This window comes from Halomonas saccharevitans (assembly GCF_032333995.1).
GTDB lineage: Bacteria > Pseudomonadota > Gammaproteobacteria > Pseudomonadales > Halomonadaceae > Halomonas > Halomonas saccharevitans.
This window is the reverse complement of record NZ_JAVXUR010000002.1, coordinates 104005-126564: the sequence shown is the minus strand read 5'-3', so window position 1 is coordinate 126564 and position 22560 is coordinate 104005. Positions and strand designations below refer to the sequence as shown.

The following is a 22560-nucleotide window of genomic DNA, read 5'->3' as shown; positions in this document are numbered from 1 at the left end:
GCGGTGGCGCCGGAAGTGATGAAAGGCGAGACGACACGGCGCCGCCTCTGGGCGGCGCTGGCCGTGCTGGCGGCCCTGGTGATCGCCTGGGGCAGCCTGACGCCGGCGACTGATCTGCCCGGGTCACTGCCGTGGGACAAGGCCAGCCACTTCATCGGCTATGCCGGCCTGGCGGGCCTGATCGGGCTCGCCGGGGTGCGCTTGCCGCGGGCCCTGCTGATCAGCGTGCTGTTCGGCGCGGCCATCGAGTTCGCCCAGATCCCCGTGCCGGGTCGCCTCGGCGGCGATTGGCACGACATCCTCGCCAATACCCTGGGGGCGGCCTGCGCGGTGGCCGGGCTCAAGGTCCTGCGACAGCTGCGAGGGCGCCGCGCCGCTCAGGGGTGACCGCGCAGCGTCGTATCCGAATTCGAGCTCGAACTGGAGCCTAGAGCCGCGGCTCGTTGGCCGCCGCCGGTTCTGCCTCGCCCGGGTTGTTCAGGTCCAGGGTGGGCTCGTCGGCGACGCGGCCCGGCGCCCGGCGGTCGGCGGGGCGCACCACCCGTGGGCTGCCCACCACGCTCTCCTCCTCGTCGGAGGGACGCCGCGACCCGCGGGCCCAGGACTGAGCGTCGTCGTGCACCGCCGGGCGCCGCTCAAAGGAGCGGGTCACCACGGCAGCCGGGGCGAAGCCGGGACGCTGCGCGCTCAGGTGGTGGGGCAGCAGGGCGAGCTCGGCCACCAGGCGCAGGGCCACGGCGGCGAGCAGCCAGAGGCCGCCGCCCAGTGCCAGGGGCGGCCAGGCCCCGGCCAGCTCGAGAGACGGCGTGAGCCATGGCGTGCGGGGCGCCAGCCACAGGGCGGCGCCGGCCAGCAGGCCGAGCTGCAGCATCAGGTGGCAGGTCAGCACGGTGGTGCGGGCCAGCGGCCGGCGGGGAAACAGGAACTGTCGCATGGGGGATCCTCCCGGGGGAATGCACATCGCGGCGATGAGGCGCGCCGACCTCCGTGTCGGGCGAGGCGTGATGCTACCCCAGTTCCCGTCCTCCTGCAGTCCCGGCATGGTGTCGGGCCCTGTTGACCAAGTGGGGCGAGCTTGCCAAGGTTGAATCAGAGGCGAAGGCGGGTGTCCCGAAGGACGTGCCTTCGTCCACTCACCGGCTTCGAGGAGCGACTATGACGACCTATATCGTGGTGGCGGATGCGGCGCGGGCGCGCCTGTTTACCCGCGACGGACTCACGGTCAGTGAGCTGGATAGCCTGGTGCACGCCGAGGGGCGCCTGCACGAGGGCGACCTGGTCACGGATCGCGGGGGTGATGTCCACGAGTCGACCTCGACCACGGCTCGCAGTGCCGGCGGCGAGAGCGTGGCGACCCAGCATCACGAGGAGATGTTTGCCCGCGAGGTCGCCGAGCGCCTCTATCGCGCTCGCGTCGACAACAGCATGGAGAAGCTGATCCTGGTCGCCCCGCCGCGCTTTCTCGGCCAGCTGCGCGACAAGCTCGACGGCCCCACTGCCAAGCTGGTGATTCACTCGCTGGCCAAGGATCTGACCAAGGCCAGCCCCGCCGATATCCAGGAGGCAGTTCGCGACCTCCGCTAGCCTCTTTTCGTGCATCGGACGGCCCGGCCTTTTGGCCGGGCCGTCTTGCGTTCTTGTGTAAGCCGCGTTGTATCAGGGCGGGCTCCAGGCCCTGCAGCGGGTCTTGAGTCGGGACGGCGTCAGGGCACCTGGGGCAGGTCGATCTGATCACTGCGGCGAATGCCCTCGGTCATCTGGCGGCACAGCTTCAGGAACTCGCGCATGCCGGTGGCCAGGTACTTGTGGCGGTGCCAGATGAAGGTGAACTGGCGGCTCAGGTCGAGCTCCGGGGTGGTGATGGGCACCAGGCTGCCGCGACGGAAGGCGTCGCGCAGCGCGAGCTTGGAGACGCAGCCGATGCCGAGTCCCGACTCCACCGCCCGCTTGATGCCCTCGGTGTGCTCCAGCTCGAGCAGGATGTTGAAACGCCCGCGGCGGTGTCGGGCGGCCTGCTCCAGGGTCAGCCGGGTGCCGGAGCCCTGTTCGCGCATGATCCAGGCCTCGCGCAGCAGCCGGTCGAGCTCCACCGGGCCGCCGCCGGCCAGCGGATGGCGCGGCGAGCAGAACACCGCCAGCTCGTCCTCCACCCAGGGCTGGGTGATCACATCCTCCTCCTCGCACTGCCCCTCGATCAGCCCCAGGTCGAGCTCGTGCTGGCGCACGCTCTCGATGATGGTGCGGGTGTTGCGCACCGAGAGGCGCACCCGGCTGCCCGGGTGGCGCTGCATGAAGTCGCTGATCAGCAGCGTCGCCAGGTAGTTGCCGATGGTCAGGGTGGCGCCCACGTCGAGGATGCCGATGCCCTGCTGGCCACGCAGCAGCTCCTCGACCTCCTCGGCGCGATCGAGCAGGGCCACCGCCTTGGGCAGCAGCTGGAAGCCCAGCGCGTTGAGCTTGAGGCGCTTGCCGAGGCGATCGAGCAGCCGGCAGTCGAACTGGCGTTCCAGCTCGGCCAGGGCGGTGCTGGTCGCCGACTGCGAGAGCGACAGGGCGCGGGCCGCCCGGGAGACGCTCTCGTGCTGGGCGACGGCGACGAAGACCTCCAGCTGGCGCAGGGTGTAGCGCATGACGCTCCTTGGCGGATGTGATCTCTAGAGTTGATATCCAGAGTATAGATAAGTGTTATCCATACAATCCATTTAACAGATAAACTCCCGGCTCTTAGAATTGCTGTATCGATCTACTGGGCTAATTTATTCTTTTTTGGAATATAAAGGAGTCGGCATGAGCAAGTTTGCGCTTGAGGACGTTCTCAGTGTGCACCACTGGAACGACACCCTGTTCAGTTTCCGCACCACCCGGGAGCGCAGCCTGCGCTTCAAGAACGGCCAGTTCGTGATGATCGGCCTCGAGGTGAACGGCAAGCCGCTGATGCGGGCCTACTCCATCGCCAGCCCCAACTACGAGGACCACCTGGAGTTCTTCAGCATCAAGGTGCAGGACGGCCCGCTGACCTCGCGGCTGCAGCACCTCGAGGTGGGCGATCAGATCATGGTCAGCCGCAAGCCCACCGGCACCCTGGTCACCGACGACCTGCTGCCGGGGCGCAACCTCTACCTGCTCTCCACCGGCACGGGCCTCGCGCCCTTCATGAGCCTGATCCAGGACCCGGAGGTCTACGAGCGCTTCGAGAAGGTGGTGCTGGTGCACGGCGTGCGTAACGTCAACGAGCTGGCCTACGCCGACTTCATTCAGAAGGACCTGCCGGCCCACGAGTACCTCGGCGAGGAGATCAGCGAGAAGCTGGTCTACTACCCCACGGTGACCCGCGAAGAGTTCCACACCATGGGGCGGCTGACCGACCATATCCGCAGCGGCAAGCTCACCGACGACATGGGGCTGCCGGCCATCGACCCGAAGCAGGATCGCGCCATGATCTGCGGCAGCCCGGCGATGCTCGACGATACCAGCGCCCTGCTCGACGAGCTCGGCTTCACCATCTCGCCGCGCATGGGCGAGCCCGGCGACTACGTGATCGAGCGCGCCTTCGTCGAGAAATAACCGGGCTTCGCCCGGAGCTGTAAGCCATAAGCTTGAAGCTGGAAGAAAAACCGCCCCCAGGCACAGGCCATGGGGGCGGTTTCATTCATGTTGCCTTCGAGCTTCGAGCTTCGAGCTTCGAGCTTCGAGCTTCGAGCTTTCAGACCGCGTCCTTGCCGGTCTCGCCGGTGCGGATGCGCAGCACCTGTTCCAGGGCGGTGACGAAGATCTTGCCGTCGCCGATCTTGCCGGTGTTGGCTACCTGGGTAATGGCATCGATCACCTTCTCGGCCATGTCGTCATCCACGGCCACTTCGAGCTTCACCTTGGGCAGGAAGTCGACGACGTATTCGGCGCCGCGGTAGAGCTCGGTGTGCCCCTTCTGGCGGCCGAAGCCCTTGACCTCGGTAACGGTGATGCCCTGGACGCCGATCTCGGAGAGCGACTCCCGTACGTCGTCGAGCTTGAACGGCTTGATGATGGCGGTCACCAGTTTCATGGTCTTGATCCTCGTCGTGTCCGTGGGTCGGTGGCGAACGCCGCCACCCTTACCGTACTCATTGTGCCAGAGCATACACCCGGGGCGAGAGGAATGAAAAAGCCCCCCGAAGGGGGCCAGGATGTGCGCGTGGGCTCACACGGGGGTGAGTCTCACGACTTGGAGGCGCCGAACTCGGGGTAGGCTTCCAGGCCGCATTCGGTCAGGTCGACCCCTTCGTACTCTTCCTCCTCGGTGACCCGGATGCCCATCACGGCCTTGAGGATCAGCCAGACGATCAGGCTGGCCACGAACACCCAGACGAAGATGCCGAGGATGCCGATGATCTGCGGACCGAAGCTGGCTCCGCTGTTGGTCAGCGGTACGGCCAGCACGCCCCAGATACCCACCACGCCGTGCACGGAGATGGCACCCACCGGGTCATCCAGCTTCAGCTTGTCCAGGGTCACGATGGCGAGGACCACCAGCAGACCACCCACGGCGCCGATCAGGGCGGCGCCCAGGGCGCTGGGCGAGAGCGGGTCGGCGGTAATGGCCACCAGGCCCGCCAGGGCGCCGTTCAGCGACATGGTCAGGTCGGCCTTGCGGAACCACAGCTTGGCCAGGATCAGCGCGGCGATCACGCCGCCGGCGGCGGCCGCGTTGGTGTTCACGAACACCTGGGCCACGTTGTTGGCGGAGGAGACGTCGGACATCTTCAGCTCGGAGCCGCCGTTGAAGCCGAACCAGCCCATCCACAGGATGAAGGTACCCAGGGTGGCCAGCGGCAGGTTGGCGCCGGGGATGGCGTAGATGCTGCCGTTCTTGCCGTACTTGCCCTTGCGCGGGCCGAGCACGATGACCCCGGCGAGCGCCGCCGCCGCACCGGCGAGGTGCACGATGCCCGAGCCGGCGTAGTCGGAATAGCCGACCTCGGACAGCCAGCCGCCGCCCCAGGTCCAGTAGCCGGACACCGGGTAGATGAAGCCGGTCATGACCACGGCGAAGGCCAGGAAGGCCCACAGCTTCATGCGCTCGGCCACGGCACCGGAGACGATGGACATGGCGGTTGCCACGAACACCACCTGGAAGAAGAAGTCCGAGCGCATGGAGTAGTAGGGGGCGTCATCGCCACCGGCGAGCACCGCCTCGACCCCGTTCTCGCTGCCGATCAGCGCGCCCAGGCTCGGCAGGAAGCCGCCGGCATCGCTGGAGTACATCAGGTAGTAGCCGACCAGCAGGTACATGGTGCAGGCGATCGCGAACAGGGCGATGTTCTTGGTGAGGATCTCGGCGGTGTTCTTGGAGCGCACCAGGCCCGCCTCGAGCATCGAGAAGCCGGCGGCCATCCACATCACCAGCACGCCGCAGATCAGGAAGTAGAAGGTATCGAGCGCGTAGCTCAGTTCGGGAAGTTCACTCATGGGTGTCTCTCCACGTCGGGAAGGAAAGGGAGTGGCAGTTAGACGGCATCGGCACCGCGCTCGCCGGTGCGGATGCGGATCACGTCCTCCAGCGGCGTGACGAAGACCTTGCCGTCGCCGATCTTGCCGCTGTTGGCCGCGCTGCAGATGGCGTCCAGCACGGTCTCGAGGCGCCCGTCGTCAACGGCGACCTCGACCTTGACCTTGGGCAGGAAGTCGACGACGTACTCTGCACCGCGATAGAGCTCGGTGTGGCCCTTCTGGCGGCCGAAGCCCTTGACCTCGGTGACGGTGATGCCCTGCACGCCGTTATCGGCGAGCGCCTCGCGGACGTCGTCGAGCTTGAAGGGCTTGATGATGGCGGTGATCAGCTTCATGACGGATCTCCCCTGCTGAAGGTGGGCGGCGTGGTGCCCCCCGAGAAGTGGTTGTCATGACTTTGCGCAAACCGTGCCACTTCCCACGATAGTTTCGTGAAATCAGTTGGCTGGAGGGGCCATGTCGGCTCGCCATTCGACGGGGCGCGCGAGGCGGGCGGAGGGCGCGCACTCTTCTGGTGCCTCGCCGTGGCGCATGTGCACCAGAAGTAGGCAGCGGCGAATGATGCGCCCTGCCGGTGGCTTGCGTATCCTTTGGACAGGCATCCACCCACGATTCAGGAGAGACACCATGGTGAGCCACGATCGCATCAGCCGCCTGGCCCAGCAGATCGGCGACCGGCTGCAGGGGGCGTCCCAGGCCCCGGAAGAGGTGCAGAAGGGCATCCAGCAGGTGGTCAAGGGCGCCTTCGATCGCCTGGAGCTGGTGTCGCGGGAGGACTTCGACATCCTGATGGATGTGATGCAGCGTACCCGGTCGCGCGTCGAGTCGCTGGAACAGCAGGTGGCGGCGCTGGAAGAGGCTCTGGACGCCGACGCCTCGCGGGAAACGGCGAGCGCCTCGACCGAGGCGCTGCCGGAGGAGCCGAGTGCTGCCGCCACGAGCGAGTCGAAGCCCGAACCCGGCCCTGAGGCAGGTTCCGATTCGCGCACCGAGTCGAGCGCCCCAGATTCAAACCCGGAGGAAGACGCCGGCGCTGGCGAGTCCAACCGCTGATCCTCGCCCGGCGCCGAGCACCCCTCGCCGGGCGCCCCTCGCCGGCCTGGTCTAGCCTGAGGGCAGACAGGCAGCGAGGGATCGCGCATGACGCTGGCAATTATCCACACCCGGGCCGGCCTCGGACTCGAGGCGCCCGAGGTGCTGGTCGAGGTGCATCTGGCCAATGGACTGCCCGGCATCACCCTGGTGGGGTTGCCGGAGGCCGCGGTGAAGGAGAGCCGCGAGCGCGTCCGCAGCGCCCTGGTCAATGCCGGTTTCGACTTCCCCCTGCGGCGCATTACCCTCAACCTCGCCCCCGCCGACCTGCCCAAGGAGGGCGGCCGCTTCGATCTGCCCATCGCCCTGGGGCTGCTGGTGGCCTCGGGCCAGGTGCCCCCCGAGGCACTCGACGGAGTCGAGTGCGCCGGCGAGCTGGCCCTGGACGGCCGGCTGCGACCGCTCAGCGGGGTGCTGCCGATGGCCATGGCCACGCGCCAGGCGCGCCGCCGGCTGATCGTACCCCGGGCCAACGCCGATGAGGCGGCCCTGGCCGGCGACCTGGAGGTGCTGCCCGCCGACCACCTGCTCGAGGTGGTGGCCCACCTGCTCGGCCAGACGCCGCTGCTTCCCCACCGTGCGCCTGGCCCCGCCCCGGCGTCGGAGCCGGGCCCGGATCTCGTTGATGTGCGCGGCCAGCACCAGGCGCGCCGCGCCCTGGAAGTGGCGGCGGCCGGCGGCCACAACCTGCTGTTCGCCGGTCCGCCCGGCACCGGCAAGACCATGCTGGCCAGCCGCCTGCCGGGCATCCTGCCGCCGCTCACCGAGCAGGAGGCGCTGGAGGTGGCGGCGATCCGCTCGGTCAGCGGGCTGTCCCACGTCGCCCAGTGGGGCGTTCGGCCCTTCCGTTCCCCGCACCATACGGCGAGCGCCGTGGCCCTGGTGGGCGGTGGCTCGAAGCCGCGCCCCGGCGAGATCTCCCTGGCCCATCGGGGCGTGCTGTTCCTGGATGAGCTGCCGGAGTTCTCCCGTCACGTGCTGGAGGTGATGCGCGAGCCCATGGAGTCGGGGCAGATCCATATCGCCCGCGCCAACCACGAGCGACGCTTCCCCGCCGGCTTCCAGCTGGTCGCGGCGATGAATCCCTGTCCCTGCGGGCACCTGGGTGACCCGCGTCGGCCCTGCCACTGCACGGCGGCGCAGATCCAGCGCTACCAGTCGCGGCTCTCCGGCCCGCTGCTCGATCGCATCGACCTCCAGGTGGAGGTGCCGGCGCTGGCGCCGGAGCAACTGACCTCGCGCGAGCCGGGCGAGCCCTCGGCGGTGGTTCGCGAGCGGGTGCTGGCGGCGCGGGCGAAGCAGGCCACCCGTGGCGGACTCAATGCCCGGCTGTCCGGACGCGCCCTGGAGGAGGCCTGCGGCCTCGAGGCCGCGGATCGGGCCTGGCTCGCCGGCGTGCTGGAGCGGCTCAGGCTATCGGCGCGGGCCTATCACCGGGTGTTGCGGGTGGCCCTGACCCTGGCCGATCTGGCCGGGGAGGCGCGACCCAGGCGTGACCAGCTGATCGAGGCCATCGGCTATCGACAGCTCGATCGGCTGCTCAAGGGGTGATCGGTCAACGCATGAAGGCGCTCGCGGTCAGAGGGCCGTGGCATCCAGCGCGCCGCTGATCTCGGTGCGCCAGGCGGGCGCGTCGCGTCCCAGGCGGCGAAGCGTCAGGCTCAGGCGGTAGGGCAGCAGCTCGCGGTCCGAGAGCGTCAGGCGTGGGCCGTCGGCGCTCAGGCGGCTCTCCAGGCGCCACTGGTTGTCGTGGCCCCCCTGGGCCATGGCCGCCCGCCACTCCAGGACCTGGGGGCCGTCGTCGACCGCCAGCAGGGCCCGGGTCAGGCTCTCGAGCAGGCGCGTGTCGGCGAGCCCCAGCCGGGTATCGACCTCCGGCATGGTCAGCAGCAGGACCTCGTCGACCGCCGGGCGCGGCAGGGGCGGGGTTTCAGTGACCTTCTCCGCGGCGCGCTCGCTCAGGCCGAACAGCGCCTGGCGCACGCTGGTCGGCCGCTCCGGGGCGCCGGCGCAGCCGACGAGCAGCAGCAGGCAGGCCAGGAACGGCAGCAATGGCAGGCGGCTGATCATGGCGAGCGCTTCCCTCTGCTCGGTTCGTCGGTCGCGGCCAGCGTCGCGACGAAGCGGTCGAGCACCGTGAAGAGCTCGCGGCGAATCGGCTCGGCCTCGTTGACCAGGTGATGACGGGCCTCGGGGTGGCGATGGATCTCGGCGTTGGGGAACTTGCGGTTAAGCACCTCGAGGTTCCATTCCCAGTCCACGGTCAGGTCCTGCTCGCCCTGCAGGATCAGCGTCGGCACCGGGCTCGGCGGCAGCGCCAGCAGCCGCGGCATCCAGCGGCGCATGGCGCCGACCCAGTCCATCGCCAGGCGATCGGCCTGCAGGGGATCGCCCTCGCGAAGGAAGTCGGCGAACTCGGCATCGGTGGAATTCGCGCGAAACTTGCGCGGGATCGACTCCACGAAGGGGCCCACCAGGCGGTGCAGCCAGCTAGACTGGTTCCACCCCCAGGGACGCACCAGCGGGGCCAGCAGCGCGAGTCCCGACCAGTGGCCGTCGTCGCCGCGGGTCAGGGCATCGGTGGCGAGAATCGCCGCCCCGGTGCTTTGCCCGACGCCGAGCCAGGGACGCGGCGCCAGTCCCTCGCCGTGCAGATGCTGCTGCAGATGGTGCAGGCAGCGGCCATAGTCTTCAAAGTCGTCGATGGAGGCGCGCCGGCCGCTGGAGAGGCCGTGACCCGGCAGGTCCCAGAGCACCACCCGCCAGCCCCGCGCGAGCAGACATTCCAGCAGGTGGCGGTAGAGACCGAGGTGATCGAAGTAGCCGTGCACGACGAAGGCGGTACCGAGGGGCGTCTCGGGGCTCCAGACCTGGGTCCAGAGGCGAAAATCGCCGGCCTGCAGATAGCCCACGTAGAGCCCTACCCGCTCGGCGAGCAGGGGCGCCAGGCCGTAGTGGCCCAGGTAGTGCTCGAGCGCCTGACCGGAGAGGTCGGCGGGGGCGAGGGGCCCCAGGGCCTGCAGGGGGGTGAAGTCGCTCATCGGTTTCTCCGCAATGCTCGTTCATGCTAGCGCCAAGCCGAGGGCGCGACCAGCGAAGCCTGTTAGCGGGCCTGCGGGGTGGGGTTTGCGACCTCATCATTTGGTCTAGCTTACGCCCCGTCATGCCGGCAACGGCTTTACATGTGGAAGCAATTTCCACAAAATCGATGCTACGCAGTCATCTTTCCCTGTCCGGCCGGTCGGTGCCAGGGGGCACCGAGCAGCCAAGCACGAGGAGTACGACCCATGACCCAACGCATTGCTCGCCACCGCCTCCAGGTGGCCGCCGAGCTGGACCGCTTCATCAACGAACAGGCCCTGCCGGGTAGCGGCGTCGACCCCGAGGCCTTCTGGAGCGGGGTCGACGCGCTCTTCCATGACCTGGCCCCACAGAACCGTGAGCTGCTCGCCGAGCGCGACCGCCTGCAGGATAAGCTCGACACCTGGCACCGTGAGAACCCCGGCCCGGTGCGCGACATGGCCGCCTACCGCGCCTTCCTCGAGGAGATCGGCTATCTCGTCGAGGCACCGGCCAAGGTCGGAGTGACCACCGCCAACGTCGATGACGAGATCACCACCCAGGCCGGTCCGCAGCTGGTGGTGCCGGTCAACAACGGCCGCTATGCCCTCAACGCCGCCAACGCGCGCTGGGGCAGCCTCTATGACGCCCTCTACGGCACCGATGCCATCCCCGAGGACGACGGCGCCGAGAAGGGCGCGAGCTTCAACCCGAAACGCGCCGAGAAGGTCATCGCCTACGCCCGGGGCGTGCTCGACCGCGCCGCGCCGTTGGCCAGCGGTTCCCATAGCGACGCAGTGGGCTATGCCCTGCGCGACGGTAAGCTCGTCGTCTCCCTCGAGGGCGGTGGCGAGACCGTCCTGAAAGCGCCCGAGCAGCTGCTGGGCTTCGACGGCGAAGCCGCCTCGCCCTCCGCGCTGCTGCTGGTCAATCACGGCCTGCACCTGGAGATCCAGATCGATCCCAGTGACGCCATCGGCAAGACCGATCCGGCCGGCGTCAAGGACGTGATCGTCGAGGCCGCGCTGAGCACCATCATGGATTGCGAGGACTCCGTGGCCGCGGTAGACGCCGAGGACAAGGTCGGCGTCTACGCAAGCTGGCTGGGGCTGATGAAGGGCGACCTGGAGGAGCAGGTCCAGAAGGGCGGCAAGACCATCACCCGCCGCCTCAAGGGCGATCGCACCTGGCAGGGCACCGACGGCGGCAGCGTGACCCTGCCGGGTCGCTCGCTGATGTTCGTGCGCAACGTCGGCCACCTGATGACCACCCCGGCTGTGCTCGACGCCGAGGGCAACGAGCTGCCCGAGGGCATCCTCGACGGCATCGTCACCTCGCTGATCGCCCTGCACGACCTGAAGAAGGGCGAGGGCGAGCCGCGCAACTCGCGCACCGGCTCCATGTACATCGTCAAGCCGAAGATGCACGGGCCGAAGGAAGTCGCCTTCGCCAATACCCTGTTCGGCCGCATCGAGGACATCCTCGGCATGGCCCGCGATACCCTGAAGATGGGCATCATGGACGAGGAGCGTCGCACCTCGGCCAACCTCAAGGCGTGCATCAATGAGGCGCCGTCGCGGGTGGTGTTCATCAACACCGGCTTCCTCGACCGCACCGGTGACGAGATGCACACCGCCATGGAAGCCGGCCCGATGATCCGCAAGGGCGACATGAAGGGCGCCGCCTGGATCCAGGCCTACGAGCAGAACAACGTTCAGGTCGGTCTGGCCTGCGGCCTGCGCGGTCGCGCCCAGATCGGCAAGGGCATGTGGGCCATGCCGGACCTGATGGCGGACATGCTCGAGCAGAAAATTGGCCACCCCAAGGCCGGCGCCAACACCGCCTGGGTGCCGTCTCCCACCGCCGCGACCCTGCACGCCCTGCACTACCACCAGGTGGACGTGGCGGCCCTGCAGCGCGAGATGGAAGGTCAGGGCGAGCCCGCCCTTCATGAAAAGCTGCTGGACGAGCTGCTCACCATTCCGGTCGCCGAGACGCCCGAGTGGAGCGACAAGGAGATCCAGCAGGAGCTGGACAATAACTGCCAGGGCATCCTCGGCTACGTGGTGCGCTGGGTCGAGCACGGCGTGGGCTGCTCCAAGGTGCCGGACATCCACGACGTGGGCCTGATGGAGGATCGCGCCACCCTGCGGATCTCCAGCCAGCACATCGCCAACTGGCTGCGTCACGGGGTGGTCGAGTCCGCCCGCGTCCAGGAGACCCTGGAACGCATGGCCAAGGTGGTCGATCAGCAGAACGCCGGCGATCCGGAGTACACGGCGATGAGCGACGACTTTGCCGCCTCCACCGCCTTCCAGGCCGCCAGCGACCTGGTCTTCAAGGGCTGCGAGCAGCCGTCCGGCTACACCGAGCCGCTCCTGCACCACTGGCGCGCGGTGCACAAGGCCAAGTAAGGCCGTTCCAGGCCGCGGGCCCGCCCGCCTCCTGAACCCGCAACGCCCCCACGGCTGCCGCCGCGGGGGCGTTTTCGTGTTTGCCGGCCAGGCTTGGCGCGCGACGTTCGGCGACTGTCGGGGCGGGGCCGGTTTCGCTATCGTGAAGGCCCACCCTCACCCCCCTATCGACGGGAGATGCGCCATGACCGTGATGACCGCCGCCGCCATCGAGGACTTCCTCGACGAGGTCTTTCCCCAGCGCACCGGCACCATCGAGGGGGTCGGCGAGATGCGCGCCACCATGAGCCTCGCCATCGAGGACGAGCACCTGCGCCCCGGCGCCAGCGTCTCCGGCCCTACCCTGATGGGGCTGGCCGACGTCTGCCTCTATGTGGCGATCCTCGCCCAGATCGGCCCCGAGCCGATGGCCGTGACCAGCGACCTGCACTGCCGCTTCCTGCGCCGCCCCCGGGGCGATCGCGACGTCATCGCCAACGCTCGGCTACTCAAGCTGGGGCGTCGCCTGGCGGTGGGTGAGGTGCAGCTCTTCTCGGCGGGTGACGAGCAGCCGGTGGCACTGGTCACGGCCACCTATGCGCTGCCGGACGGCGACTGATCAGCCGGGGCGGGCACGCACTACCGCCGCCGCCAGGGCCAGCCAGCCGGCGATCAGCAGCACTCCTCCGAACGGGGTGATCATGCCCCATCGACCCATGCCGGTCAGCGCCAGGGCGTAGAGCGAGCCCGAGAAGAGCAGCATGCCCCCCGCCCACAGGCCGAGCGCCAGGCGCTGGCCGACCAGCGGCGTCGTGGCGCGCCAGGCCAGCACGGCGAGCAGCGCCAGGGTATGCCAGGCCTGGTAGCGCACGCCGGTCTCGAAGGCGGCCGCCAGGCGCGGCGCAAGCGCTCCCTCCAGGGCGTGGGCGCCGAAGGCGCCGGCCATGACCACCAGGGCCCCGGAGAGGGCCGCCCCGAACCACCAGCCTCTGTCCTGCATGGCTCTGTCCTGCATGAGTGCGTCTCCGCGTACTGTCTAGGGTGGCGTTTGGCCGCCCACCGTACCCCGGCGGCGCGTTAGCCGCTACAATGTTGGCCCCGAATCACCGTTGCCAACGAGTTCTCCCCAGCCCATGAGCGACCCGCGACACGACGACAAGACGACCGGCCCCGAAGGGCCCGAGGCCCCGCTGCATCGCCGCGGCATCAAGAGCTACGTGCTGCGCGCCGGGCGCATGACCCAGGCTCAGACCCGCGGGCTCGAGGAGGTCTGGCCGCGCCTGGGGCTGACCCTGGCCGAGGGCCGCCAGGACCTCGATGCGCTGTTCGGCCGCCGGGCGCCGCGGGTGCTGGAGATCGGCTTCGGCATGGGCGCCTCGCTGGTCGAGCAGGCCGAGCGCCATCCGGATACCGACTTCATCGGCATCGAGGTGCACGCGCCGGGCGTCGGCAAGCTGCTCGACGAGGCCGACAAGCGCGGCCTGACCAACCTGCGAGTCTATCGTGAGGACGCCCTGGCCGTCCTCGAACAGTGCCTGCCCGAGGCGAGCCTCGACACCCTGCAGCTGTTCTTCCCCGATCCCTGGCCCAAGAAGAAGCACCATAAGCGGCGCATCGTGCAGTACGCCTTCGTCGAGTTGGTGCGCAGCCGCCTCACGCTCGGCGGCACCCTGCACATGGCCACCGACTGGCAGGCCTACGCCGAGTGGATGGCCGAGGTGATGCAGGAGGCGCCGGGCTTTGCCAATACCGCCGATCCCGAGACGGCCCCCTACGTGCCGCGCCCCGAATTTCGCCCGCTGACCAAGTTCGAGGCGCGCGGCGAGAGGCTCGGCCACGGCGTCTGGGACCTGATCTTCCGACGCGACGACTGAGTGATCACACGGCCAGCAGACGCCCCCGGCGATCCTTCGATCCCGGGGGCGTCTTGCATGGGGCCGGTGGTAACAGGGCGGCTGGCAAGGAAGCAGGTGGCAAAGGGCCGACGCGTAAGAGGCGCACAAAAAAACGCCGCCCGTGGGGGCGGCGACAAGAACCGTGACAAACAATGAGAGGGAGAAATCCTGACAGGGCACTGGCAGGGGCCCTGTCCGGTCGTGGCGCCTCATCAACGCCACCCTTGCAGAGTAATCATTCTCGTTTGCGTCGTCAATGCAAACAAGAAATGTTTTCGTTAAGAGATCGAAAGCCCCGGCTTGCCCGATCCATCTCGGCCGACCGGCTTCAGCCGACCAGTTTCAGCCACAGCGGCAGGGTCGCCATGGCCAGCAGCGTCTGGCCAGTGATCAGCGCCGCCATCAGCTCGGCGTCGCCGCCCAGCTGACGGGCCAGGATGTAGGCCGAGGTGGCGGTGGGCAGGGCGGCGAAGAGCAGCGCCACGTCCCGGCTCACCGGGTCCAGGCCGAGCAGCAGGGCCAGGGCTAGCACCGTCGCCGGCATCAGCACCAGCTTGATCAGGTTGGCGGCCCAGACGCCGCGGTCGAGCCGCAGCAGCGCGGCGGGTCGCAGCGCCACGCCCACGGCCACCAGACCCAGCGGCAGGGCGGCGCGACCGAGCAGCTCCACGGTGGGCGCGCTCCAGCCGGGCAGGCCGACGCCGCTTGCGTTCAGGCCGATGCCGGCCAGGCAGGCGAGGATCAGCGGGTTGCGCGCCAGCGCTCCCAGGCTGCGCCCCAGGCTCGCCGTGCCGAGGGTGCCCGCGGCGATGAAGCTGACCACGCAGAGCACGTTGACCATCGGCACCAGCAGCGCCACGGCGACCGCCGCCACCGTGGTCCCGGCCGTGCCGTGCAGGGCCGCCGCGCCGGCCACGCCGACGTAGGTGTTGAAGCGCAGCGCGCCCTGGAGGGTCGAGGTGAAGGCGGCGGGCTCGAGGCCGAGCCGCTGGCGCAGCCCCCACAGCAGCAGACCGAACAGCCCCAGGGCGCCGAGCAGCGCCAGGGCGAGCCGCGCCACCGGCACCTGGCCGACATCCGCGCCGGCCAGGGTCGACACCAGCATGGCGGGAAACAGGAGGAAGTAGATCAGCCGCTCCATCTGCGGCCAGAAATCCCCGCCCGGCTGGCGCCAGCGGCCGAGCCCCGCGCCCAGCAGGATCAGCAGGAACAGCGGTCCCAGTGCACTGCCTACGCCTTCCATGACACCCCCTCGTGAACGTTCCCTGCGACATCCTCGCGCACTTCGCCGCCGGTAAATACTGGTAAGCTTACCCGCATCCTGCCACCGATGGAGGCCTCGCGCTTCGCCATGCCCCCGCGTATCCCGTCGTCGAGCGGCGCGGCGCGCCTGCCGCTGCTGCACCTGCTGATCACAGTCACCCTGCTGACCCTCGCCGTGGCCCTCTGGTACCTGACCAGCTATAGCCTGCGCGACGAGGCCGAGGTGCGCTGGATGCCTCCGGCGCGGGCCGCCTGCGATCCCTCCGCGGCGCCGTGTACCGCGCGCCTGGGCGGCGGCGCCGAGCTGAGCCTGGCGGTGGTCTCCCAGGGGGCAATCCGGCCCCTCGAGCGCCTGCCGCTGGAGGTGCGCGTCTCCGGCACGCCGGCCGAGGCCGTGCGGGTCGACTTCGTCGGCCGCGAGATGGACATGGGGCTGCATCGCTTCCCCCTCGAGGCCGAGGGCGGCGGGGTATTCCGCGGCGCGGGGCAGGTCTCGATCTGCACCGAAGCGGTCATGCCCTGGCGGGCGAAGGTGGTCGTGGACACGCCCCGGGGGCGTCTGGGAAGCTGGTTCGACTTCGAGGTAGAGAGGCGATGACGATGAGGCGACGTGGCATCTGGCTGGGGCTTTCCGCGGTACTGGCGATGCTGGTGGCGGTCGGCGTGGCTTTCACCCAACAGTCGTCGCCGGCCGACGGCGAGCCCGAGGGCGGTCCGATCGAGCTGGCGTCGACCGAGGGCGACTTCTCGCTGCGCCAGCTCGAGGAGGATCAGCTGGCGGTGGTCTTCTTCGGCTACACCTGGTGCCCCGACGTCTGCCCGATGGGGCTCGCCGTGGTGCGTCAGGCGATGGAGCGGCTGGACCCCGCGCAGCGCCGCCGGGTGGTGCCGTTGATGATCTCGCTGGATCCGGAGCGGGATACCCTGGCGCGGCTTGAGGAGTACCTGGCGTTCTTCGGCGAGGCGTTCATCGGCGCCACCGCCAGCCCGGAGGAGCTGGCGCCGCTGGCCGAGCGCTACGGAGTGGTCTGGCGCCGGGTGGAGACTCCGGACTCCGCCATGGCCTACACCATCGACCACAGCGCTTCGCTGTTTCTGGTCGACCGTGACGGAGAGATCCGGCGTCGCGTGCTGCACTCTCCCACCTCGGGCCCGCTCCAGGCGGCCCTGGAGCAGGCCCTGGCGGAGGGCTGACGCCCTCCGATCCAACCGCTGCGGGAGCGCCGCCCGGCGGCGCCGGCTCAGGGCGTCTCGGGCGCCGCCTGCAGGCGCGCGATCATGGCCATCAGGGCGCTGGTCTGTGTGCCCTCGCGGGTGTCGTGCAGCGGGTCGAGCTGCCAGGCGCTCTCGGCGAAGCCCCACCAGTCCCAGCACCCCTGGGGGTTGGGCAGGCTGGTCTCCGCCTGGGGGTAGAGCACCACCCGCTCGTTGGCGGCGGCCCAGTCGTTCAGGCCGCTGTGGCGCACGAAGGTCTCGCCGATCTGCTCGGCACCCATTGCGCAGCCGTGCAGCGCCACGGTGAGCGTGCAGCCCCCCGCCTCGCAGCGTTCCGGCACGTAGAGGTAGCCGGTGTCAGCGAGCCCCCGGGCATCGAAGTCTGCCTGATCGAAGGCGAGCAGCCGGCCGGAGGCCTCCTGCGCCTCGGGCGGGGTGAGCTCGCCATGCAGCCAGCCTAGCGCCTCGCCGGCGATGTCCCGGTCGCAGGTCAGCAGGTGCGTGGCCCCTCCCTCGCGGCAGTCCGCGAGCTCCTGCACGGGCGCCTGAGTATCTGCCGCCACCGGCCAGCCGTGGCCGGCCTGCTCGCTCTCCACGCGGCTCAGCTGCTCCTCGGGCGCGGCCAGCCAGCCACGGAACTGCTCGGCGAGTGCCTGGCCGAGCGCCGGGGCCACGGTGTCGTCTTCGGCGCCCTGCCAGATGAAGACCCGCAGCTCGGCGAGCGCCTCGGCCTCACCGACCAGATCGCGCTCGCGATAGTCGCGGTAACGATCCGCCAGGAGTTCCAGGTCGGGCGGGCCCTTGTGGGTGCCCATGCACTGGCCCAGAGCCAGGCTCAGGGAGCCGCGGGCGCAGGCCCAAGGGCCGGCGGCGAGCACGCCGAGCCCGCTGAAACGCTCCGGCCAGGCCACCGCCAGCTGGGTGGCCATGTAGCCCCCCGAGGAGACGCCGATCACGCTGGCGTCGTGTGCGGCGAGCCCGAGGCGGGGCAGCGACTCCGGCGTTGACTGGGCGACCGCGGGAGCGGCCATGCCCAGCGTCAGACAGAGACCGACGGCCGACAGGCAGCGGACGGGACGCATCGCGGCCGGATCACTCACCGGTGACGTCGAGCAGCTCGACCTTGAAGATCAGGGTCTCGTGAGGACCGATGGGGCCCTGGCCCTGAGCGCCGTAGGCGAGCTCGGAGGGAATCACCACTTCCCAGGTATCGCCCACGCTCATCAGCTGCAGGGCCTCCTGCCAGCCCTCGATGACCTGGCCCACCTGGAAGCTGACCGGCTCTCCGCGCTGGTAGGAGCTGTCGAAGACGGTGCCGTCGATCAGCGTGCCCTCGTAGTGGACCTGAACGGTATCGCCGGCCACGGGCGTGGCGCCGTCGCCGCTTTCCAGCTCGCGATACTGCAGGCCGGAGTCGGTGACCGTCACGCCGTCCTGCTCGGCGTTCTCGGCCAGGTAGGCCTCGCCTTCGGCGCGGTTGGCGGCGGCCTTCTGCTCGGCTTCGGCTTCGCGGGAGGCCATGGCCTGCTGCTGGAAGGCGGTCAGGGCTTCGGCCATCTGCTGATCGCTCATCTCCAGCTCCTCGCCGCCGAAGACGTCGCGAATGGCCTGAGTGAAGGCGTCGATGTCGAGATCCGCCACGTCCTGCTGGATGCTCTGACCCAGGGTCACGCCGAGGCTGTAGCTCAGCTTCTCGTCCTCGGATTCCGGCGCGGCCAGGGCCAGCGGCGCGGCAGTCAGCAGGGCGGCGAGGGAGGCGGTGGTCAGCAGTGTCTTCATGAAGCAACCTTGTGGTCCGGCGCCGTGGCGCCTTGGATGGATAGAATACGCAAGATCGGAATGCTGGGACTCTAACAGTGCCGAACCGGTTCCGCACCCGTGGAGGGTGCCGGCAAACCGGTTCGCTGACGCCTCGCGTCGGGGTTAGATGATCAGGGTAGGGCAGTGGGCGGAGCCGGCCACTCGCTGGGCGACGCTGCCCAGCAGCAGGCTCTTGTCGCCGTTGGTGCCCTGGGAGCCGATCACGATCAGGTCACATTCGCGCTTGCGGGCGAAGCGCACGATGGTGCGCGACGGCCGCCCCCCCTTGACGAAGGCGCGCATCCGCTCCGGCGGCACCCCGAGTTCCTCGGCCTGCGCCTTGGCGTGCACCGCGATCTCAGTGGCGTATTCCTTGAGCACGTCGTCGGGGAGGTCCAGCTTGTCGGGACGCACCATGGAGAGCGAGGCCTCGAGCAGGCTGTGGTGCTTGAAGACGCAGAGGATGTAGAGCTCGGCACCGGTGAGCATCTGCAGGCCTGCGCCCTTCTCCAGCGCCTTCATGGCACCCTTGGACCCGTCCACCGGGACCAGTATGCGATTGAACATGATCGTCGTTCTCCTAAGGCCGAGTCGCGAGGCTTACCGGAAGGCCAGGTCGCGAAGGAAGAGGGCGATCTGCGGAAACAGGATCAGCAGAGTCGCCGCCAGCACCAGGATCATGATAAAGGGCGGGGTGCCCTTGATCACGTCCAGGTAGGGCCGCTTGAAGATGGCAATCGCGGTGAAAATGTCGCAGCCGAAGGGCGGGGTCGCCGAGCCGATCGCCACCTGCAGGGTGATCAGGATACCGACCAGCACCGGATCCAGGCCGGTGGCCGCGACGGCCGGGGCAAAGATCGGCGTCAGCACCAGGATCACCACAATGGGATCGACGAACATGCAGGCCACGAAGAAGGCGATGCAGATGGCGATCAGCACGCCGGTGGGACCGGCCTCGTGAATGCCTGCCGCCGCCAGGAGCTCCTGGGGGATCTGGGCGAAGGAGATGATCCAGGAGAAGCCGTTACCCACCGCGACCAGGATGAACACCACGGCGGTGATCAGGCCGGTGGACTTGGCGATCGCGTAGATGTCCGGAATCTTCAGGGAGCGGAAGATCAGGAATTCCAGGAAGATGGCATAGAGCACGCAGGCCGCCGCCGCCTCGGTTGGGCTGAAGATGCCGCCGTAGATGCCGCCGACGATGATCACCGGGAAGCCCAGCGGCCACAGCGCCAGGCGCACCGCGGTGAAGCGCTCGCCCCAGCTCGACTTCGGCTCGGTGGGAACCTTGCGCAGGGTGGCGTAGATCACGCAGTAGATGGAGAACATCAGCAGGATCAGCAGCCCCGGGCCGATGCCGGCGATGAACAGCTCGGCGATGGAGGTCCCCGAGATGACTCCGTAGATGATCATGCCGATGCTCGGCGGGATCAAAAAGGCGATGTCGCTGGCATTGATGATCAGCGCGAGGGTGAAGGAGTCGGAGTAGCCCGCCTTTAGCATCTTGGGGCGCAGGGGCGAGCCGACGGCCACCACGGTGGCCTGGGTGGAGCCCGACACCGCGCCGAACAGGGTACAGGAGGCGGCGGTGCTGACCGCCAGCCCGCCCTTCACGTGGCCGATGAAGGACATCACCATGTTGATCAGACGCTCGGCCGACTGGCCTCGCGTCATGATGTCCGCGGCGAGGATGAACATCGGCACCGCGATCAGCGAGGCCGGGCGGATGCCCGCCATCATCTGCTGGATCAGCGTGTCCATCTGGCCCAGGCCATTGAACATCATGAAGAAACCGATGACCGCCGCAGTGATTAGCGGGATCATCATGGGAAAGCCCAGCAGCAGCAGGGCGATCATGGTGGTAACCATTATTGTCGTCATCTTGCGTTCCCCCGGGCTTTCTGCCCACCGTCAGGTCAGACTTCCGTTTCCGTATCCTTGTAACCGTCGAGCACGCCGGTCGACAGATAGACGTCCCGCGACGTCAGGTTCTTGATCGCGGTGAGCAGGTACTGGATGCCGGTGATCAAAAAGCCGAGCGGTGCCCAGACGTAGATGATCCAGATCGGGAAGCCCAGTGCCGGCAGGATCCTGCCTTTGTCGTGGAGGTCCAGGATGTAGATGATCGAGTAGTAAAGCAGGAAGAACATCACCAGCGAGGTGCCCAGCGCGATGAAGATCATCAGCGCCTTGCGCCCGCCCACGGGAAGCGCATCGTAGATGGCCGACATGCGGATATGGCGGCCGTGCCGAGCGGCATAGCCGATGCCGGCGAAGGTGATCATGATGATCAGGATGCGATTGATCTCGCCGGAGAAGTAGATGCTGTCGCCGAACACGAAGCGGGCGATAACGTTGGCGATCGTGTTGAAGGCCATCAGCAGCACGCCGAGCGCCAGAATGACCGCCTCGAGTTTACTGATGAAGGTGTCGATGGTGCCCAGAAAGCCCGGCAATCCCGAGCGGTAATGCTTTTCGGACTCTTCTTCGGTCATGTCCGCGCTCCCTTTCAGCATGCGATGCGGGGAATCAGGGATTCCTAGAAGTCCAGCATACGCGCCGCGACCGGCCACCGAGACCCGAGACATCAACGCTGGGTGCACGCTCGCGCATGCCTGGAAATTCCCTGCCCAGAAACAGCAGGGGGGTGGCCCGGGCGGGCCACCCCCCTGTCGAGGCGACGTCGATAGAGGTTACTCCGCGTCGTCTTTCACTGCCTCGAGGTCGGCCTTGAACTGCTCGAGCAGTTCCTTGCCGCTCTCGCCGGTCATGTCGACGAACTCTTCCTCGACCTGGGGAGCACGCTCCTTGAAGGCCTGGATCTGCGCGTCGTCGAGACGCGTCACGGTGACCTCGTCAGAGGACGCCTGGATCTTCTCCAGGGAGCTCTCGGCCAGTCCCTGAATGTGTTCGATGGTGTGGTCGTAGGCCGCGTCGGAGGCGGCGCGCACCAGCTCCTTGTCCTCGTCGGAGAGGCCCTCGAAGAAGTCCTGGTTGGCCATCATCGCGGTGGTGAACCAGCCGTGGCTGGTGAAGGTCAGGTGCGGCGAGACCTCGTAGAGGCCGCCGGACTCGATCCAGAAGATCGGGTTTTCCTGGCCGTCGATGATGCCGGTCTGCAGGCCGCCGTAGACTTCGCCCCAGGGCAGCGGCGTGGGCGTCGCGCCGAAGGCGCTGTAGGTCTCGGCCAGCAGCGGGTTGGTCATGGTGCGGATCTTCTTGTTCTCGAAGTCCGCCGGCGAGGTGATCGGCTCATCGGCGGTGACCACCATCTCGCCTTCCGGATACATCTGCAGCAGCTCGAGGCCCTGCTCGGCGTAGAGCTCCGGGAACATCTCGTTGATGGCCTTGCTCTCGTCGAAGAACTCGAGCACCTGATTCATGTCGGTGGGCATCAGATAGGGGATGAAGAAGATCTGTGCCTCGGGGATCAGCGCGCCGGTGAAGCCGGGAGACTGGTTGACGAACTGCAGGATACCGTTCTGGGTCTGCTCCATGATGTCGTCGGACTCGCCGAGCTCGCCGAAGCGGTAGATCTGCAGCGAGTGATCGGAGTTCGCCTCGATGTAGTCCTTGAAGGCGACCGCGAAGACGTCCTGCACGTCGCCTTCGTACTCCTCGTGGGCGTAGCGCCAGTTATCAGCCATGGCAGCGGTGGACATGCCAACCATCAGTGCGCCAATACCGGCGCTCGTCAACAGTTTCTGTGACTTCATTCTTGTGATCCCTCTACAGGTTTGACCCGCGACGGGGATGGCCCATCGGCAGGCGTCTGGTGAATTCGGCATTCACTCAACTGATTTCAGGCTAGCGTGGCCCCTTTGAGGGGTCAAGCTGGCTTATTAGCATCTTAAGTTTAGTAAGATCACGGGCTTTGCGGAGCCGAAGACGGTTGGCGAGGACCTCCAGTGGAGCGGGAGGCGGCGTAGGCAGCGGCGCAATGCCGCGTCCGCTCAGGGCCTGGCGTTGCAGGTGCGAGAGGGCCTCGCGCTCGGCCTGGAGCTCGGCCTTTTGGAGCGTGCGGCGCAGCTCGGCGACGCCGGCGTCGTCCTGGGCCTCGGCCTTGAGGGCCCGGCGCAGGCGGCGCAGCGGCGCCGTGACGTCGCGTTGCCAACGACGCGTGTCATCGGGCGGGGCGTCGCAAGTCAGGCCGTGGTGGTAAAGCCAGCAGTGCCAGAGCATCTCGCAGACATCGACGCCGGCCTCGTCCTGCAGCGACAGGCAGGCGGCCTCGACACCGTCGCGCCCGTAGAGGGCCAGCGCGAACTCCCAGAGCGGGTCGCGGCGCAGACGGGCCCGCAGAGCGTCGGGCAATTGGGTAGAATCGTGGGTCATGACACGCTGTCGCCTCT

At 68.3% G+C, this 22560-nt stretch carries 26 protein-coding genes; 10 read left to right on the top strand and 16 right to left on the bottom strand.

What is annotated here, in order from left to right; all coding sequences use genetic code 11:
* Window positions 1–3: 3 nt before the first annotated feature.
* On the top strand, window positions 4–387 hold the full coding sequence (locus RSO68_RS06045; protein ID WP_315585820.1) for a VanZ family protein: 384 nt from the start codon (window positions 4–6) through the stop codon (window positions 385–387).
* Between the two features lie 40 nt (window positions 388–427).
* Here the strand turns inward: RSO68_RS06045 and RSO68_RS06040 are convergent, their stop codons facing one another.
* A complete protein-coding gene (locus RSO68_RS06040) occupies window positions 428–934 on the bottom strand; it encodes a hypothetical protein (RefSeq protein ID WP_315585819.1) in 507 nt (168 codons plus the stop codon).
* Window positions 935–1155: 221 nt separating this feature from the next.
* Here RSO68_RS06040 and RSO68_RS06035 point away from each other — a divergent pair, with 221 nt between their 5' ends.
* Window positions 1156–1584, top strand: coding sequence for a host attachment protein (locus RSO68_RS06035; RefSeq protein ID WP_315585818.1), 429 nt, complete (start codon window positions 1156–1158; stop codon window positions 1582–1584).
* 119 nt (window positions 1585–1703) lie between these two features.
* On the opposite strand, the gene RSO68_RS06030 is transcribed toward RSO68_RS06035, so the two are convergent.
* Entirely contained in the window at window positions 1704–2630 is a 927-nt protein-coding gene (locus RSO68_RS06030) for a LysR family transcriptional regulator (protein ID WP_315585817.1), read from the bottom strand.
* A gap of 157 nt (window positions 2631–2787) precedes the next feature.
* On the opposite strand from RSO68_RS06030, the gene RSO68_RS06025 reads away from it, so the two are divergent.
* Window positions 2788–3564, top strand: coding sequence for a ferredoxin--NADP reductase (locus RSO68_RS06025; RefSeq protein WP_089847720.1), 777 nt, complete (start codon window positions 2788–2790; stop codon window positions 3562–3564).
* Window positions 3565–3703: 139 nt separating this feature from the next.
* On the opposite strand, the gene glnK is transcribed toward RSO68_RS06025, so the two are convergent.
* The 3 genes from glnK to RSO68_RS06010 all read right to left on the bottom strand — a co-directional run bounded on the left by glnK (window position 3704) and on the right by RSO68_RS06010 (window position 5822).
* Window positions 3704–4042: a P-II family nitrogen regulator gene (gene glnK, locus RSO68_RS06020; protein ID WP_089847718.1), complete on the bottom strand. Its 339-nt coding sequence runs from the start codon at window positions 4040–4042 to the stop codon at window positions 3704–3706.
* Between the two features lie 152 nt (window positions 4043–4194).
* Window positions 4195–5445, bottom strand: a complete 1251-nt coding sequence (locus tag RSO68_RS06015) for an ammonium transporter (RefSeq protein WP_315585816.1) — start codon at window positions 5443–5445, stop codon at window positions 4195–4197.
* A gap of 38 nt (window positions 5446–5483) precedes the next feature.
* On the bottom strand, window positions 5484–5822 hold the full coding sequence (locus RSO68_RS06010) for a P-II family nitrogen regulator (RefSeq protein WP_089847715.1): 339 nt from the start codon (window positions 5820–5822) through the stop codon (window positions 5484–5486).
* 292 nt (window positions 5823–6114) lie between these two features.
* Between RSO68_RS06010 and RSO68_RS06005 the strand changes: the two genes are divergently transcribed.
* Both RSO68_RS06005 and RSO68_RS06000 read left to right on the top strand, forming a co-directional pair.
* Complete coding sequence (locus tag RSO68_RS06005) at window positions 6115–6540, top strand: accessory factor UbiK family protein (RefSeq protein WP_089847713.1); 426 nt, start codon at window positions 6115–6117, stop codon at window positions 6538–6540.
* An 87-nt stretch (window positions 6541–6627) separates the two neighbouring features.
* A complete protein-coding gene (locus tag RSO68_RS06000; RefSeq protein WP_315585815.1) occupies window positions 6628–8130 on the top strand; it encodes a YifB family Mg chelatase-like AAA ATPase in 1503 nt (500 codons plus the stop codon).
* Window positions 8131–8157: 27 nt separating this feature from the next.
* Here RSO68_RS06000 and RSO68_RS05995 read toward each other — a convergent pair whose 3' ends face one another.
* Together RSO68_RS05995 and RSO68_RS05990 are read right to left on the bottom strand one after the other, a co-directional pair.
* A complete protein-coding gene (locus RSO68_RS05995) occupies window positions 8158–8649 on the bottom strand; it encodes a hypothetical protein (RefSeq protein ID WP_089847709.1) in 492 nt (163 codons plus the stop codon).
* On the bottom strand, window positions 8646–9620 hold the full coding sequence (locus RSO68_RS05990; RefSeq protein ID WP_089847707.1) for an alpha/beta hydrolase: 975 nt from the start codon (window positions 9618–9620) through the stop codon (window positions 8646–8648). Before RSO68_RS05990 ends, RSO68_RS05995 begins: the two co-directional genes overlap by 4 nt.
* Before the next feature lie 246 nt (window positions 9621–9866).
* Here RSO68_RS05990 and RSO68_RS05985 point away from each other — a divergent pair, with 246 nt between their 5' ends.
* Together RSO68_RS05985 and RSO68_RS05980 are read left to right on the top strand one after the other, a co-directional pair.
* A complete protein-coding gene (locus RSO68_RS05985; RefSeq protein WP_315585814.1) occupies window positions 9867–12053 on the top strand; it encodes a malate synthase G in 2187 nt (728 codons plus the stop codon).
* Window positions 12054–12237: 184 nt separating this feature from the next.
* Window positions 12238–12651, top strand: coding sequence for a PaaI family thioesterase (locus RSO68_RS05980; RefSeq protein ID WP_089847703.1), 414 nt, complete (start codon window positions 12238–12240; stop codon window positions 12649–12651).
* Here RSO68_RS05980 and RSO68_RS05975 read toward each other — a convergent pair whose 3' ends face one another.
* Window positions 12652–13032, bottom strand: coding sequence for a DUF423 domain-containing protein (locus RSO68_RS05975; RefSeq protein ID WP_089847701.1), 381 nt, complete (start codon window positions 13030–13032; stop codon window positions 12652–12654). It lies immediately after the preceding gene.
* 133 nt (window positions 13033–13165) lie between these two features.
* Between RSO68_RS05975 and trmB the strand changes: the two genes are divergently transcribed.
* Window positions 13166–13906 carry a tRNA (guanosine(46)-N7)-methyltransferase TrmB gene (gene trmB / locus RSO68_RS05970; protein WP_089847699.1) on the top strand — a complete coding sequence of 247 codons (741 nt, stop codon included), beginning with the start codon at window positions 13166–13168 and terminating at the stop codon, window positions 13904–13906.
* A gap of 349 nt (window positions 13907–14255) precedes the next feature.
* On the opposite strand, the gene RSO68_RS05965 is transcribed toward trmB, so the two are convergent.
* Window positions 14256–15170 carry an AEC family transporter gene (locus RSO68_RS05965; RefSeq protein ID WP_315585813.1) on the bottom strand — a complete coding sequence of 305 codons (915 nt, stop codon included), beginning with the start codon at window positions 15168–15170 and terminating at the stop codon, window positions 14256–14258.
* 108 nt (window positions 15171–15278) lie between these two features.
* On the opposite strand from RSO68_RS05965, the gene RSO68_RS05960 reads away from it, so the two are divergent.
* Both RSO68_RS05960 and RSO68_RS05955 read left to right on the top strand, forming a co-directional pair.
* Complete coding sequence (locus RSO68_RS05960) at window positions 15279–15788, top strand: hypothetical protein (protein WP_089847771.1); 510 nt, start codon at window positions 15279–15281, stop codon at window positions 15786–15788.
* A 2-nt stretch (window positions 15789–15790) separates the two neighbouring features.
* Window positions 15791–16384, top strand: coding sequence for an SCO family protein (locus RSO68_RS05955; protein ID WP_089847695.1), 594 nt, complete (start codon window positions 15791–15793; stop codon window positions 16382–16384).
* Between the two features lie 47 nt (window positions 16385–16431).
* Here the strand turns inward: RSO68_RS05955 and RSO68_RS05950 are convergent, their stop codons facing one another.
* The 7 genes from RSO68_RS05950 to RSO68_RS05920 form a co-directional block, all read right to left on the bottom strand.
* Window positions 16432–17505: a poly(3-hydroxybutyrate) depolymerase gene (locus RSO68_RS05950; RefSeq protein ID WP_315585812.1), complete on the bottom strand. Its 1074-nt coding sequence runs from the start codon at window positions 17503–17505 to the stop codon at window positions 16432–16434.
* On the bottom strand, window positions 17498–18184 hold the full coding sequence (locus tag RSO68_RS05945) for an FKBP-type peptidyl-prolyl cis-trans isomerase (RefSeq protein ID WP_089847689.1): 687 nt from the start codon (window positions 18182–18184) through the stop codon (window positions 17498–17500). Before RSO68_RS05945 ends, RSO68_RS05950 begins: the two co-directional genes overlap by 8 nt.
* A 144-nt stretch (window positions 18185–18328) precedes the next feature.
* Complete coding sequence (locus RSO68_RS05940) at window positions 18329–18772, bottom strand: universal stress protein (RefSeq protein ID WP_089847687.1); 444 nt, start codon at window positions 18770–18772, stop codon at window positions 18329–18331.
* 33 nt (window positions 18773–18805) lie between these two features.
* On the bottom strand, window positions 18806–20089 hold the full coding sequence (locus RSO68_RS05935; RefSeq protein ID WP_089847685.1) for a TRAP transporter large permease: 1284 nt from the start codon (window positions 20087–20089) through the stop codon (window positions 18806–18808).
* A 35-nt stretch (window positions 20090–20124) separates the two neighbouring features.
* Window positions 20125–20703 (bottom strand): TRAP transporter small permease, encoded by a 579-nt coding sequence (locus tag RSO68_RS05930; RefSeq protein ID WP_089847684.1) that lies wholly within the window; start codon window positions 20701–20703, stop codon window positions 20125–20127.
* Window positions 20704–20901: 198 nt separating this feature from the next.
* The gene (locus RSO68_RS05925) at window positions 20902–21924 is read right to left on the bottom strand and encodes a TRAP transporter substrate-binding protein (protein WP_089847682.1); all 1023 of its coding nucleotides are present in this window, start codon (window positions 21922–21924) and stop codon (window positions 20902–20904) included.
* Between the two features lie 91 nt (window positions 21925–22015).
* Window positions 22016–22543, bottom strand: coding sequence for a TIGR02444 family protein (locus RSO68_RS05920; protein ID WP_089847680.1), 528 nt, complete (start codon window positions 22541–22543; stop codon window positions 22016–22018).
* Between the last annotated feature and the right edge of the window lie 17 nt (window positions 22544–22560).

Coding starts and splice junctions, on each gene's coding strand:
- RSO68_RS06040 (WP_315585819.1), bottom strand. CDS start 934: ATGCGACAGTTCCTGTTTCCCCGCCGGCCGCTGGCCCGCACCACCGTG.
- RSO68_RS06035 (WP_315585818.1), top strand. CDS start 1,156: ATGACGACCTATATCGTGGTGGCGGATGCGGCGCGGGCGCGCCTGTTT.
- RSO68_RS06030 (WP_315585817.1), bottom strand. CDS start 2,630: ATGCGCTACACCCTGCGCCAGCTGGAGGTCTTCGTCGCCGTCGCCCAG.
- RSO68_RS06025 (WP_089847720.1), top strand. CDS start 2,788: ATGAGCAAGTTTGCGCTTGAGGACGTTCTCAGTGTGCACCACTGGAAC.
- glnK (WP_089847718.1), bottom strand. CDS start 4,042: ATGAAACTGGTGACCGCCATCATCAAGCCGTTCAAGCTCGACGACGTA.
- RSO68_RS06015 (WP_315585816.1), bottom strand. CDS start 5,445: ATGAGTGAACTTCCCGAACTGAGCTACGCGCTCGATACCTTCTACTTC.
- RSO68_RS06010 (WP_089847715.1), bottom strand. CDS start 5,822: ATGAAGCTGATCACCGCCATCATCAAGCCCTTCAAGCTCGACGACGTC.
- RSO68_RS06005 (WP_089847713.1), top strand. CDS start 6,115: ATGGTGAGCCACGATCGCATCAGCCGCCTGGCCCAGCAGATCGGCGAC.
- RSO68_RS06000 (WP_315585815.1), top strand. CDS start 6,628: ATGACGCTGGCAATTATCCACACCCGGGCCGGCCTCGGACTCGAGGCG.
- RSO68_RS05995 (WP_089847709.1), bottom strand. CDS start 8,649: ATGATCAGCCGCCTGCCATTGCTGCCGTTCCTGGCCTGCCTGCTGCTG.
- RSO68_RS05990 (WP_089847707.1), bottom strand. CDS start 9,620: ATGAGCGACTTCACCCCCCTGCAGGCCCTGGGGCCCCTCGCCCCCGCC.
- RSO68_RS05985 (WP_315585814.1), top strand. CDS start 9,867: ATGACCCAACGCATTGCTCGCCACCGCCTCCAGGTGGCCGCCGAGCTG.
- RSO68_RS05980 (WP_089847703.1), top strand. CDS start 12,238: ATGACCGTGATGACCGCCGCCGCCATCGAGGACTTCCTCGACGAGGTC.
- RSO68_RS05975 (WP_089847701.1), bottom strand. CDS start 13,032: ATGCAGGACAGAGGCTGGTGGTTCGGGGCGGCCCTCTCCGGGGCCCTG.
- trmB (WP_089847699.1), top strand. CDS start 13,166: ATGAGCGACCCGCGACACGACGACAAGACGACCGGCCCCGAAGGGCCC.
- RSO68_RS05965 (WP_315585813.1), bottom strand. CDS start 15,170: ATGGAAGGCGTAGGCAGTGCACTGGGACCGCTGTTCCTGCTGATCCTG.
- RSO68_RS05960 (WP_089847771.1), top strand. CDS start 15,279: ATGCCCCCGCGTATCCCGTCGTCGAGCGGCGCGGCGCGCCTGCCGCTG.
- RSO68_RS05955 (WP_089847695.1), top strand. CDS start 15,791: ATGAGGCGACGTGGCATCTGGCTGGGGCTTTCCGCGGTACTGGCGATG.
- RSO68_RS05945 (WP_089847689.1), bottom strand. CDS start 18,184: ATGAAGACACTGCTGACCACCGCCTCCCTCGCCGCCCTGCTGACTGCC.
- RSO68_RS05940 (WP_089847687.1), bottom strand. CDS start 18,772: ATGTTCAATCGCATACTGGTCCCGGTGGACGGGTCCAAGGGTGCCATG.
- RSO68_RS05935 (WP_089847685.1), bottom strand. CDS start 20,089: ATGACGACAATAATGGTTACCACCATGATCGCCCTGCTGCTGCTGGGC.
- RSO68_RS05930 (WP_089847684.1), bottom strand. CDS start 20,703: ATGACCGAAGAAGAGTCCGAAAAGCATTACCGCTCGGGATTGCCGGGC.
- RSO68_RS05925 (WP_089847682.1), bottom strand. CDS start 21,924: ATGAAGTCACAGAAACTGTTGACGAGCGCCGGTATTGGCGCACTGATG.
- RSO68_RS05920 (WP_089847680.1), bottom strand. CDS start 22,543: ATGACCCACGATTCTACCCAATTGCCCGACGCTCTGCGGGCCCGTCTG.